This is a genomic window from Thalassospira sp. ABL2_045 (assembly GCF_056161285.1).
The window spans coordinates 253,604-265,663 of the sequence record NZ_JBSWYV010000003.1; the positions used below are offsets into that span (position 1 = coordinate 253,604).

15 protein-coding genes and 2 tRNA genes are annotated in these 12,060 nt (G+C 54.1%); 8 read left to right on the forward strand and 9 right to left on the reverse strand.

Annotated features, from left to right (window positions below):
- Positions 1 to 52: 52 nt before the first annotated feature.
- The 4 genes from ACXAIA_RS07145 to ACXAIA_RS07160 form a co-directional block, all read right to left on the reverse strand.
- Positions 53 to 523: a DUF3429 domain-containing protein gene (locus ACXAIA_RS07145; RefSeq protein ID WP_475348735.1), complete on the reverse strand. Its 471-nt coding sequence runs from the start codon at positions 521 to 523 to the stop codon at positions 53 to 55.
- A 124-nt stretch (positions 524 to 647) separates the two neighbouring features.
- Entirely contained in the window at positions 648 to 1,457 is an 810-nt protein-coding gene (locus ACXAIA_RS07150; RefSeq protein WP_475348736.1) for a metal ABC transporter permease, read from the reverse strand.
- Positions 1,457 to 2,281, reverse strand: a complete 825-nt coding sequence (gene znuC, locus ACXAIA_RS07155; RefSeq protein WP_475348737.1) for a zinc ABC transporter ATP-binding protein ZnuC — start codon at positions 2,279 to 2,281, stop codon at positions 1,457 to 1,459. Before znuC ends, ACXAIA_RS07150 begins: the two co-directional genes overlap by 1 nt.
- The gene (locus ACXAIA_RS07160) at positions 2,262 to 2,738 is read right to left on the reverse strand and encodes a Fur family transcriptional regulator (protein WP_008890884.1); all 477 of its coding nucleotides are present in this window, start codon (positions 2,736 to 2,738) and stop codon (positions 2,262 to 2,264) included. Before ACXAIA_RS07160 ends, znuC begins: the two co-directional genes overlap by 20 nt.
- 151 nt (positions 2,739 to 2,889) lie before the next feature.
- On the opposite strand from ACXAIA_RS07160, the gene hisI reads away from it, so the two are divergent.
- The 7 genes from hisI (at position 2,890) to ACXAIA_RS07195 (ending at position 8,048) form a co-directional block, all read left to right on the forward strand.
- The gene (gene hisI / locus ACXAIA_RS07165) at positions 2,890 to 3,288 is read left to right on the forward strand and encodes a phosphoribosyl-AMP cyclohydrolase (protein WP_475348738.1); all 399 of its coding nucleotides are present in this window, start codon (positions 2,890 to 2,892) and stop codon (positions 3,286 to 3,288) included.
- A 43-nt stretch (positions 3,289 to 3,331) separates the two neighbouring features.
- Positions 3,332 to 4,486: a CobW family GTP-binding protein gene (locus ACXAIA_RS07170; RefSeq protein WP_475348739.1), complete on the forward strand. Its 1,155-nt coding sequence runs from the start codon at positions 3,332 to 3,334 to the stop codon at positions 4,484 to 4,486.
- A 337-nt stretch (positions 4,487 to 4,823) separates the two neighbouring features.
- Positions 4,824 to 5,654 carry an aldo/keto reductase gene (locus ACXAIA_RS07175; RefSeq protein ID WP_475348740.1) on the forward strand — a complete coding sequence of 277 codons (831 nt, stop codon included), beginning with the start codon at positions 4,824 to 4,826 and terminating at the stop codon, positions 5,652 to 5,654.
- 196 nt (positions 5,655 to 5,850) lie between these two features.
- Positions 5,851 to 6,504, forward strand: coding sequence for a YitT family protein (locus ACXAIA_RS07180; protein ID WP_475348741.1), 654 nt, complete (start codon positions 5,851 to 5,853; stop codon positions 6,502 to 6,504).
- Between the two features lie 99 nt (positions 6,505 to 6,603).
- A complete protein-coding gene (locus tag ACXAIA_RS07185) occupies positions 6,604 to 6,882 on the forward strand; it encodes a type II toxin-antitoxin system RelE/ParE family toxin (protein ID WP_475348742.1) in 279 nt (92 codons plus the stop codon).
- Positions 6,882 to 7,205: a HigA family addiction module antitoxin gene (locus tag ACXAIA_RS07190; RefSeq protein WP_475348743.1), complete on the forward strand. Its 324-nt coding sequence runs from the start codon at positions 6,882 to 6,884 to the stop codon at positions 7,203 to 7,205. Before ACXAIA_RS07185 ends, ACXAIA_RS07190 begins: the two co-directional genes overlap by 1 nt.
- A gap of 207 nt (positions 7,206 to 7,412) precedes the next feature.
- A complete protein-coding gene (locus ACXAIA_RS07195; RefSeq protein WP_475348744.1) occupies positions 7,413 to 8,048 on the forward strand; it encodes a hypothetical protein in 636 nt (211 codons plus the stop codon).
- 84 nt (positions 8,049 to 8,132) lie between these two features.
- Here the strand turns inward: ACXAIA_RS07195 and ACXAIA_RS07200 are convergent.
- The 5 genes from ACXAIA_RS07200 to ACXAIA_RS07220 all read right to left on the reverse strand — a co-directional run bounded on the left by ACXAIA_RS07200 (position 8,133) and on the right by ACXAIA_RS07220 (position 10,741).
- Positions 8,133 to 8,209 (reverse strand) — tRNA-Arg (locus ACXAIA_RS07200).
- A 144-nt stretch (positions 8,210 to 8,353) separates the two neighbouring features.
- Complete coding sequence (locus ACXAIA_RS07205; protein ID WP_475347246.1) at positions 8,354 to 8,647, reverse strand: ETC complex I subunit; 294 nt, start codon at positions 8,645 to 8,647, stop codon at positions 8,354 to 8,356.
- Between the two features lie 144 nt (positions 8,648 to 8,791).
- Positions 8,792 to 8,868 (reverse strand) — tRNA-Pro (locus tag ACXAIA_RS07210).
- A 173-nt stretch (positions 8,869 to 9,041) separates the two neighbouring features.
- Positions 9,042 to 9,488, reverse strand: coding sequence for a DUF192 domain-containing protein (locus ACXAIA_RS07215; RefSeq protein WP_475348745.1), 447 nt, complete (start codon positions 9,486 to 9,488; stop codon positions 9,042 to 9,044).
- On the reverse strand, positions 9,485 to 10,741 hold the full coding sequence (locus ACXAIA_RS07220) for an acetoin utilization protein AcuC (protein WP_475348746.1): 1,257 nt from the start codon (positions 10,739 to 10,741) through the stop codon (positions 9,485 to 9,487). Before ACXAIA_RS07220 ends, ACXAIA_RS07215 begins: the two co-directional genes overlap by 4 nt.
- A gap of 133 nt (positions 10,742 to 10,874) precedes the next feature.
- On the opposite strand from ACXAIA_RS07220, the gene ACXAIA_RS07225 reads away from it, so the two are divergent.
- Positions 10,875 to 12,044, forward strand: coding sequence for a GGDEF/EAL domain-containing response regulator (locus tag ACXAIA_RS07225; protein ID WP_475348747.1), 1,170 nt, complete (start codon positions 10,875 to 10,877; stop codon positions 12,042 to 12,044).
- Positions 12,045 to 12,060: the final 16 nt, after the last annotated feature.

A 12,060-nucleotide genomic window follows, 5' to 3' on the forward strand; every position in this document is an offset into this window, starting at 1 on the left:
TAAGGGCGCCGAATATGCGGCGCCCTTATTTCATGCGGTGTCTATATACTTCTCACAGCCACGCCAAAAGCAGCGACACCACCACAAGCACGGTCAAAGCCACGCGGAGGTTGGCGTACCATGCGGGGAAATAGCCGTTTTTGACCGCGCGCAGGTCAAGCAACAGCATTACCGCAAAGCTTGCTGCCAAGACGGGCAAGCCGACAGTGATCGGGACCAGGAGTGAGAGCCACCCGACGAGTGACGGGGTGACGCTGATGCCAAGGGACTGCCAGTATCCATCGCCAAGCCCCCGCCCGGCCTCGAAGTCCGGCGCAAGTGCACGACCCCAGCGTATTCCACCTAGAAAAGACAGGATCACCGCCCCATAGGCCAACAGAATGAAATGGGCAAGCGACTGATGGGCGCCAGAAACAAACAGGCTCGCGCCCGACAATCCCACAAACGGGATAGCGCCACCCAAACCAAGCCACAGGGCCGCAACCGGGACACCGGCGAAAAACCCACGCTTTCCGGTAGCCACCTCATCAGGACTCACCTGAGGATCTGTTTTTCCAACCACAGCACAAACCTTTCCGAAAACAGTTTCCTGCTTTACGGAAATGTCAGGGGACCTGATCACAAAGCGAAGCGGCTGTGTTCAGCCATTACCTTTGGGAGACAAGTTTTCGCACCAACGGCGCAACACCCGCCGACAGGATAAAGATCGCTGCTGTGGAAATGACAATGCTTGGCCCGGCGGGCGTATCGATGTGCCAGGACATGCTGATCCCTGCCAGCACAGATGCCACCCCAAAGAAAGCAGCCCCGATCGCCATTTGCTCCGGCGTGCGGGCAAAAAAGCGCGCACTGGCCGCCGGGATAATCAAAAGCGCGGTAATCAGAAGCACACCGACAATCTTGATGGCCATGCCGATCACAAGCGCCATCAAAAGCATGAAGATCAAACGCAGCCGCTCGACCGGGATGCTTTCAGCCGCGGCAATTTCCGGACTGACCGTCAGTGCGAGCAACGGGCGCCACATCCAGGTCAGGACACCAAGTGAGAACGTGCCGCCAACAGCCAGAAGCAAGATGTCCGTGGTGTTGACCGCCAGAATATCGCCAAACAGATAAGCCGTCAGGTCAATGGCGACCCCTTCGACGAAGGTCAGTGCGACAACACCCAGTGCAAGTGTTGAATGGGCCAGCATGCCAAGCACTGTGTCATTACCAATCTTTGACTGGCGCTGCCCAAAGGCAAGAAGCAGCGCCGCAACAAGACAGGTGACAATCATACCAATCCGGATGTCCAACCCGATCAGAAGACCAAGCGTCACCCCCAAAAGGGCCGTATGGGCCAGCATGTCGCCAAAGAATGCCATGCGGCGCCAGACAATAAAGGCGCCAAACGGTCCACACACGATCGCAAGCAAAACACCGCCCAAAACGGCACGGAAAAGGAAATCATCCAACATTAATTCGTTCCTGCCGCTTGTCTTGCGGTTGTGTCGGGGGCATGGGCGTGATCGTGGCTGTGTTCATGCGCATGATCATGGCCGCATCCGCCAACAACATGCCCCGACAAATCGTGTTCGTGATCATGCTGGTGATGATAGATGCCAATTGCATCGGCCTCGCGCGAACCGAACAGGGATCGGTATTCCGGATGCTGGCGCACGGTCTCTGGAAGACCGGAACAACAGACATGGCGATTGAAACAGACCACTTGGTCTGTCTTGGCCATGACCAGATGCAGATCATGCGAAATCATCAATACCGCACAATCAAGATCATGCCGGATGTCATCAATCAGGCGATAAAGCTCCGCCTGCCCCGAAACATCCACGCCCTGTGTCGGTTCATCCAGCACCAGCAAATCCGGGCGCAGCAAAAGCGCACGCGCCAACATCACGCGCTGATTTTCGCCACCGGAAAGCTCACTCATCTGCGAATCAATAACGTGCCCTGCCCCGACCTGATCCAGAACAGCTTCGCAATCCGCGCGGCTGGCCGATCGCGTCAGGGTAAGAAACCGCTTCACGGTCATCGGCAAAACCTGATCGATGGCAAGCTTTTGCGGCACATAGCCAATCGTAAGCCCGCGTTTGCGCACGACCTCACCACTATCGGCCTTCTGCAAGCCCAGAAGCGTTTTGACCAATGTCGATTTCCCGGCACCATTTGGCCCGATCAGGGTAATGATCTCGCCCGGACGGATGGCAAGCGATACCTGATCAAGCACGCGCTCATTGCCAAAGGAAAGGACAAGATCACGGCCTTCAATGAGTGGCGCAGTCATGGCACAGCCCCTTGATCTCGACCGTGGTCGCCTGAATGGTAAAGCCGACACTGCGCGCTGCCTTGCGTACCGCGTTGCTCATATCCTCGTTCACGGCCTCGGCCACGCGGCCGCAATCGGTACAGATGAAATACTGCCCCAGATGTTCGCAATCGGGCCGGTCACAGCCGAAATAGGCATTGAGCGACTCAATGCGGTGCACCAGTCCAAGCTCGGTCAGGAATTCCAGCGCGCGGTAGACGGTCGGCGGCTGCACCCGCTGCCCCTCAGCCGTCAGCGCATCCAATAGCTCATAGGCCGTAACCGCCTTGTGCGATTGCCAGATCAGGGTAAAGACCTTGCGGCGCATATCTGTAAAGCGGGCATTTTCGCTGTCACAGACTTTCTCTGCCTGCGCAAGTGCGCTATGCACACATCTGTCGTGATCGTGGCCCTTTTTCGGGAAAAGATCGCTCATGGCTGTATATCTCGTAATGACGGCCATCTGATTTCGGCAGTTTAGGCTGCATCGATTTCAAAAAGCCGTGGCATCTGATGAAATGTTATAATATATCATTTTCTGACGCGCCGAGCGTCAAAAGTCAACCACCATCGACCGGAGCTTTCCCATGACGGGCTCAAATGCATTGATTGCCGACAAACTGAAATTCAACGAAAACGGCCTGATTCCGGCAATCGCCCAGCAACATGACACGGGTGAAATCCTGATGATGGCATGGATGAATCGCGATGCGGTGCTCGAAACACTTGAAACCGGGCAGGTGTGCTATTTCTCGCGCTCACGCGGGAAACTCTGGCGCAAGGGCGAAAGCAGCGGTCAGGTACAGAAACTCGTCGATTTTCGCTATGACTGCGATCAGGATACAGTTCTGGTCGAAGTCGATCAGATCGGTGTCGCCTGCCACACAGGACGACGCAACTGTTTCTATTTCGCCGCACGTGACGGCGAAGAAGTCGTGATTTCCGAACCGGAAGTCTCGACCGAAGAGCTTTACGGCAAGAAATAAGCCCCAGTTTCCCCGCCCCACCAGAAACAAGACCTGATTGATTATGGCCCTTTCCACCGAACAGTTTGACCGCATCGCCACCACCGTCATTACCGGCTTTCTGGGCAGCGGCAAGACCACTCTGCTCAATGCCCTGCTGACCCAGGATGGCATGGACAAAACCGCGGTCTTGATCAACGAGTTCGGCGAAATCGGGCTTGACCATATTCTGGTGCGCGAAGTTTCCGAAGATGTGGTGTTGCTGAACTCGGGCTGCATTTGCTGCTCGGTGCGTGGTGATCTGATTTCGGGTCTGCGCGATCTGTTTGTCAAACGCACGCGCGGCGAAATCCCGGCATTTGATCGGGTGATCATCGAAACCACCGGCTTGGCCGACCCGGCCCCCATCCTGCACACGCTGATGACCGACCCGCTTCTGACCACCAAGTTCCGCCTGGATAGTGTGGTCACCACGGTCGATGCGGTTCATGGCACGGGGCAGCTTGATAACCACCCCGAAAGCGTCAAACAGGCCGCGGTTGCCGACCGCATCCTGATGACCAAGGCCGATCTGGCCGATGACGCCATGCGGACCGCGCTTGAAAGCCGCTTGCGCGCGCTTAATCCGGCCGCCCCGATCTATCCGGTGGTCAATGGCGACATTGCGGTCGACAAGCTTTTTAATGCCGGGCTCTATGATCCGACGACCAAAAGCATGGATGTGCAGAAATGGCTGCGCGATGAAGCCTATGAACAGCATGGCGACGATCATCATCATGACGGGCATGAACACGATCATAGCCATCAACACGATCATTGCCATGACCATGATCACGGGCATCACCATCACCATCACGACCACAGCCACGACGTAAACCGTCATGATGATCACATCCGGTCCTTTTGCATTACCTTTGATGAGCCGATCCATTGGGATGCATTTGTCACCTGGGCCGAAATCTTTACCCAGATGCGCGGCGAGAGCCTTTTGCGGGTAAAGGGCATCCTTAATCTCGTTGGCGAAGATGCGCCGGTGGCCATTCACGCCGTGCAGCATGTGTTTCACCCGCCGGCATCCCTGCCCGCCTGGCCGAGTGATGATCATAGATCCAAAATCGTTTTCATCACCAAGGATCTTGGGCCCGAGGTGATCCGTGAGTCGCTTTATCATCTCAATGCTGCGGTCAGCGAAACCAGCGACGACAGCCCCGCCAAATAATAATCTACTGCGTTTGAGCCACATCAAGGATTGAACCCGGTGATTGGGGCAATGTCGTCCTTGGCTTGATACAGCCTCACTCTAAGTCCTGAACTTCGGGCGACCCATTACCCATGGTCGCCCTTTTTCTTTGCCTGATTTCGGCCCGGCAGGCCGGGTTTTCGCGCCCGATCCCCCGATTGTTCGGCTTTTACCATCCTGATGTACAGGTTGCGCTTTGCGACATGCGCACTAAATCTGGCGCTAATCGGGCGAACTGACACCGGATCGTCATTTGCACATGACATCGGGACGCCGCACAATCACAACAATCAAACTACACAGGGGGTAAACCAGCATGATTTACCGGAACTGGCAGGGTGTTGAAATTCCCGCCCTTGGCTTTGGGACCTATGAGCTCAACAATGACGACGCGGCAACCATGATCGCCGAGGCCGCCAAAATCGGCTATCGCCATTTCGACACCGCCCAGATGTATCACAACGAAGCAGGTGTTGGGCGTGGCCTTAAGGCATCCGGCCTTGCGCGCGACGACTATTTCGTCACCACCAAAATCTGGTACGACAAATTCCAGAGCGGCGATCTCCAGACATCCGTCATGGAAAGCTTGCGAAAGCTGGATCTTGAACATGTCGACCTGTTGCTTTTGCACTGGCCGACCGATGACGTGCCGCTGGAAGAAACCATGGCAGCGCTCAATGAGGTCAAAAACCTCGGCATGACGCGCCTGATCGGGATTTCAAACTTCCCGACCGCCCTGATCGATCAGGCGGTGTCTCTGACCAACATTCCGCTCACGGTCAATCAGGTCGAATACCACCCCTATCTCGATCAGACCAAGGTGCTCGAAAGCGTGCGCAACCATGAAATGTTGCTCACCGCCTATTGCCCGATTGCACGTGGCAATGTCATGCAGGATGCGACGCTTAAGGCCATCGGTGAAAAATACGGCAAGTCGGCCGTGCAGGTCACACTGCGCTGGCTGTTGCAGCAGGACGGCGTCATGGCGATCCCGAAATCGGGATCCCCGAAAAATGCGGCGGCCAATTTCGATATCTTTGATTTCGAATTGTCTGAAAGCGATATGGCCGCGATCCACGACCTCGCCAAACCGGATGGTCGCCTGATTGATCCGTCCTTTGCGCCGAAATGGGATCAGGCCGCTTGACCCCGGCACCGCATATCTTTGCAAACACGCATAAAATTACCAAGACCGGCCCCGTTTGGGTCGGTCTTTTGCGTTTGGGGATACAGGCACGTTAAAAACACGCGATTTTCGCCCCCTTCTTGCGCACAGCTTGTTTCGCACCTGCGAAGGGCGTATTTTTGATCTGATTAATCAACCAACTGGCAGCATTTCGCTTATGAGCACCGAAAACACAACCGAACCAGCAACCACCACCAGCACGCCGAAAAAGGACGATATCGCCCATCGCCCGTATGAGGATGTTCTGGCCCTGTTGCTTGGCACCATGGTGGTGTCCCTCGGTGTGACGCTTTATAGCGAAAGCATCCTTGTCACCGGCAGTACCGCGGGCGCTGCCCTTCTGATCGAACATGCCACGGGGCTGTCCTTTGGCTTGATCTTCTTTGTGATCAACCTGCCCTTTTACTGGTTGGCATTCAAACGCATGGGCAAGGCGTTTACCATCAAGACCTTCATCGCCGTTGGTCTGGTCTCGGCCTTTTCGAAACTGACCCCGATGCTGGTCGCGTTCGACACCCTCAACCCGATCTATGCCGCGATTGCCGGTGGTGCGCTTATGGGCATTGGCCTGCTCATGCTGTTTCGCCATCGCGCAGGACTTGGCGGGGTCAATATCCTCGCCCTGTATCTTCAGGAAAACTTCAACATCCGTGCCGGTTACTTCCAGCTTGCGGTCGACATGGTCATCCTCGTCTGCGCCTTCCTGACCCTGCCCTTTGACAAGGTCCTGCTCTCGATCCTCGGCGCCGTCGTCCTCAACCTGATCATTGCGCTCAATCATCGTCCGGGTCGGTATTTCTCGGCACGGTAATTAAGTCTCTTTACCATATCGGTAAATCAAACTGGACAGGACCGGCATTCTGGGTTACCATTTTGGTAATCTTATAGTGCTTCCTGCAAAGGAACCGATTTGCCAATCAAGGATATTAAACACAAAGGATTGCGCGAACTGTTTGAACACGGCCAGTCGCGGCATATCGACAAGCGCTTTCAGAAGAATGCACTTTTGATCCTTGATCATCTTGAAGCGATTTCCGACATTGCGGACTGCATCGGCGTCCGGAAATTTCATCCCTTGATTGGCAACCGGGCCGGACAATACGCCATGAGTGTATCTGGAAACTGGCGCATTACCTTCACTTGGGATGGCAAGGATATCGTGATCCTTGACCTGGAGGATTACCACTGATGGATACGAACCGCCCTATTCGCCGCAATCGCAGGCCAACCGCCCCCGGCGTGATCTTGCGTGAACACTACCTTGTGCCACGTAAAATCCTACAAAAGGATTTCGCCCGCGATATCGAGATCAGCGAAAAACATCTAAGCCGCATCATCAACGGACATGTACGGATTGATGCGTCTCTGGCGGCCCGCATTGCCAAAGTATTGGGAACAACGACCGCCTTCTGGGTCAACCTGCAAGCAGCAGTTGACGCATGGGATGGCGAACAAGCGGAAGCAAACTGGCAGCCGCAAACGGTGTATCCGCCAGAGCGAGCAGCAAGTTGAGAGGAAAATAAATCTGTCCCCTTTTTCTTTAGAGGAAAATAAATCTGTCCCCTTTTTCTGGCAACCTCAAACAACATATCCGCCAGAGCGGGCTGCAAGTTGAGAGGAAAATAAACCTGTCTCCTTTTATTCGTTCCCCTTTTACTCCTAACCGTAAGGGATACAGAGTATTGACCGTGCCGCACACGTAGATGCATGATCAATACAATGAAAAACTTACCTAAACTTGCGAGCTTGTCTTTTGGTGCAGCCCTTCTGGTTATCACGGTTGCAATATGGGCAGATACGCTATGCTTAAACAGCGGAACAGGTTTTTGCCGCGTCTGGCGATCTATCCAATGGGAAAGTATAGTTGCCGGTGCACTTGGCCTGATGGGGGGCCTATTCGTCATTTACGGCACTCAACGGCAGATACAAGCTCAACGCGAGGACATGGTCAACGTCAAAATGCAAGACGTACTAGGTATTTATGAACGCATTCAGGAAAATATTGCCGACATTCAAGCATTCATAGAAGCTCGAACTGACGAACACAAAAATGGCTCGGAAATCGATTTAAACGATGTGATCGCGCAATGGAATAATATTCGGAAATGTCTCGACCACGAGACCTTATATCACCGAGTACAATCTGACCCCAGCTCCCCTCCAAAACTTAAAAGCGCCTGCAGCGATGCCCGCAACGCCCTGATAAACATGAGCCAAATACTCATATCGGATGAGCAATCTGTATGGCGTGAAACAACAAGAATTTGTTACTTCTTCAATCAACTGTCACAAAAACTGATCGATGCCTTCAAGACAGAAATTGACGCCTATCGCGAACAGTTGATGCGGGCATAGTGCTTAAATTTACATTTCTCTGTTCGGACCAGTTCACTGAGCGAAGTTCACACATCACTCTACGAAAATAGCTATGCAAGAAAATGGCGATCCCTGCAGGACTCGAACCTGCAACCTACAGATTAGAAGTCTGTTGCTCTATCCAGTTGAGCTAAGGGACCGCTGGGTGGGGTGGTTTGCTTACCCCCGGGGCATGGCCTTGGACGCCTGCCCGATTGATCACAGGGTTTAACGTCCCCTGTCAGACGAAACGGGGCGGAAATCCGCCCCGAGAACTTGGTCAGATGCCAGTGGCAACTTTCAGATCAGACAACGCGTTTGAACGCGAAGTTATCGGCATATGCCTTGAGCTGAAGTTTGCGCGGTTTCGGCATTTCGATGTCAGCGGTCAGCTTGTGCTTGGCAGCAAAGGCCTGCGCTTCTTCGAGGGTTTCGAAATACATGCGGACCTGGCCACGGGTATCGGTCGATCCGATCCAGCCCATCAGCTGATCGGCAACCTTTTTCGCACCCGGTTCAAATTCCATGACCCAGTGCTTGGTCGCAGCCTGACCGGACTGCATGGCGTTCTTGGCAGGTTTGTAAACACGGACCTTCATCGGGACCCTCGTCTTGACCTTCGGGATAAGATGGTGATGGCAGTTAAGCGGGCCTCTCTAACCCCTGCTATCTCTTCATCTTTTACACCTTTTATCGCGGCTTGGAAATCCCGTTGGGCATCCGAAAACGATAAAAGGGGAAAATGGTCGGGAAGGCGAGATTCGAACTCGCGACCCCCTGCTCCCAAAGCAGGTACGCTACCAGACTGCGCTACTCCCCGACGCGGATGTGGATTTAGCACCATCTTGCTGGGCGGGCAAGACTGCATTACGCGTTTTTATGGAAAAAAATGGCGCAACAAGTTTCGCAAAAACCAAAGGCCGCAGATATCACCTGCGGCCTTGCTATTGCTGATTGATCATTTGGCGATCGGTGATAAGCCGCCTGCCCGGCTTAACGCGGCAGGCCTTCGACCTTTTCACCGACCTCAAAGCCCATCCGGTCCGAAGACCCGCCATTCAGTTCAAGCACAAAACGCACCGGCTTTGGCGACGGAATGATGGTTTCTGATTGCGGGACCGTGCGCTTTTCAATGCCGACAATCGTGCCCTTGGCGTCAATGAACAGCATATCAAGCGAGATGAAGGTGTTTTTCATCCACATCGAAATGTCGCGCGCGCTGCCGAAATCAAACAGCATGCCGGCATCCTTGGCCATTTCGGTGCGGAACATCAGGCCGCGTGACCTTTCTTCGGGTGTCACGGCCATTTCGACATTGAACACTTCGCCATCAACAAGAAGACGCGACCGTTCAAATCCGGTTGCCTTTGCATTCAGCCCGGCAACAACCGCCGCGCTGATAAAGCACACAACCAAAGTCATCTGAAAGAACGACTTCATACCCCATATCCTCTTAGTCTTCTGACGCGCTCCCGAACCTCGTCCCGGATGGCGCCACCCCGCCATGCATCCGCAAGTGTGGTAAACAATTCACTTGCTGGCTGTCTGCCACGACTATGCGACCATTTTATGACACGCAGGATATTTTCCGCTGTGATGGGTAACACATCAGGTATTTCGATCCCGTTAATGGTTGCCCACACCCCGGACCAACAGCGTGCAACGCCATATGGACTATATCCTCCGCCTCCCAAAACAAGACTTCGGGGCGCCAATCGGGTCATCGTCCCCACGACTTCCCAGATCGACTGGTTGCCCAAAAGCTGTCTGGACAGTGGATCTTCGGCAAGAGTATCACATCCACATTGCAAAACAATAGCTTGCGGCGCAAAACTTAATCCAAGAGGAATCAAATATTCAAACAGGACGTAGCGCATCTCGTCATCATGCATGCCGCCCGGCATCGGCAAGTTGCGCGCCATACCCCCGGCAATATCATTGATTGCACCAGTCTTGGGCCACAGGTCTTCCTGATGCACTGACACGGTCAGAACCCGCTCATCCTCGGCAAAGGCATATTGCACGCCGTCCCCGTGATGGGCGTCAATATCGACATATAAAACCCGATCCAGCCCGGAATCGAGCAAGGCATAAATCCCCAAAACCGGGTCGTTGAAGTAACAAAAGCCCGATGCCCGGTCGCGCAAACCATGGTGCGTACCGCCTGCCGGATGATGCATGATGCCGCCATCGCGGATCAGGTTGGCCGCCATCATCGATGATCCGGCCGCAGTTGCCGGACGCCGGAAAATTTCCGGATAAATCGGATTGCCGTTCTTGCCCAACCCGAACCGCTCCATCATGTCATCGGGCAAGGATTGATCGCGTTCGGCCTGCATGACGGCGGCGATATAGTCCTGGTCATGGAAACGTGCCAATTGATCGGGCGTCGCCACCGGCCCGGTCAGATAGGTTGTTTCATCCACCCAGCCCAGCGCATGGACCATATCGACCACCAAGGATACACGCGGGATCGCCAGCGGGTGTTTCGGGCCATAACTTGACCCGCGATAAATCTCGGCCGCAATCATGCGCGGCGCGATTGTCCGGGTTCTGTGATCAGGCAGGGTCATCATTTCAAACCGGATAATGATGCAAGCATATCCCGAGAAGTGCCGGGTTTCGCGGCTCTGTGCAAGGCCGGATTTGATCTGATTTCCCACAAGGAACGCGGCAAACGCAGATAATTTCAAATCGCATCGCGCAGAAGTTGCAAAAATATGCCCTCAAATGAGGATGGCACCCCTTATACAGACAGCTAGGCTCCCTATATCGATTCTTATAAGCCAATTTTTATGGTCTTTTTGACGTATAGAGAGACTTGCCTTGCACATCTCCAAAACCGATCAGTTCAATATTCTGGTCATTGATGACGAAACAGATATGAGCGAGTTCGTCGCGGATGCGGTCACTGCCATTGGCCACAATGCGGTCGCCGTCTCGGATGCCGACGATTTTGTCCGCGCCTACTCCACCGCGTTTGACATCATCATCCTTGATCTGTTCATGCCCAAACTTGATGGCATCGAGATCATTCGCTTCCTGCATGAAAATCGCTCACACGCATCGCTGGTTCTGATGAGTGGTAAGGACAAATCCATCCTGCATTCGGCATCCGAACTGGCATCCGCGCGCAATATGGAAGTGCTGGGTGTTCTTGAAAAGCCGTTCACCATTGATCAACTTGAAGACATTCTTGGCAAATTCATCCCGCATGCACATCGCCCGCAAGATCCGCCCTCTGCCCTGCCAACGGAACAGGGATTGCGGCGTGGCATTGCCAAGCACGAGTTCTTTTTGGTCTACCAGCCGCAATTTGATCTCGATACCGGGGCCATCGCAGGGGTCGAGGCGCTGTTGCGCTGGCAACACCCGACGCGTGGCCTGATCCATCCGGGCTTGTTCATTCCCCTAGCGGAGCAATCGGGCCTGATAAACGAATTGACCGAATATGTGCTTGAAGAAGCCATGTCGCAGATGGCGAGATGGCGCGACCATGACATCACCATGTCGATCAACGTCTCCCCGACCACGGTCGTCGATCTTGATATGCCCGAAAAGCTTGATGACATGATCAAGGCCCGTGATATCGCCCCGGAAAAGATCATCATTGAACTGACCGAAACGGCGATCATGGAAAATGTCGGCTCTTATATGGATATCCTGACCCGGCTTCGCATGAAGAACTTTGGCCTGTCGATTGATGATTTCGGCACCGGCTATTCATCCATGCAGCAACTGGTGCGCGTACCGTTCAACGAATTGAAAATCGATCAGTCCTTTATCCGTCAGGCCATGACAGACCGCGAATGTCAGGCGGTTGCGCAAATGTCGCTATCCCTGGCCCATGGTCTGAATATGCGTGTCGTCGCCGAGGGGATCGAGGATCAGCAAACCTATGACTGGCTCAAAAGCACGGGCTGTGAAATCGGTCAGGGCTTTCACATGGCCCGGCCCATCTCCCCGGCCGAAATCGAAGAACGTTTCCTTTCCTAGGGTCGCTGGGTCCGAG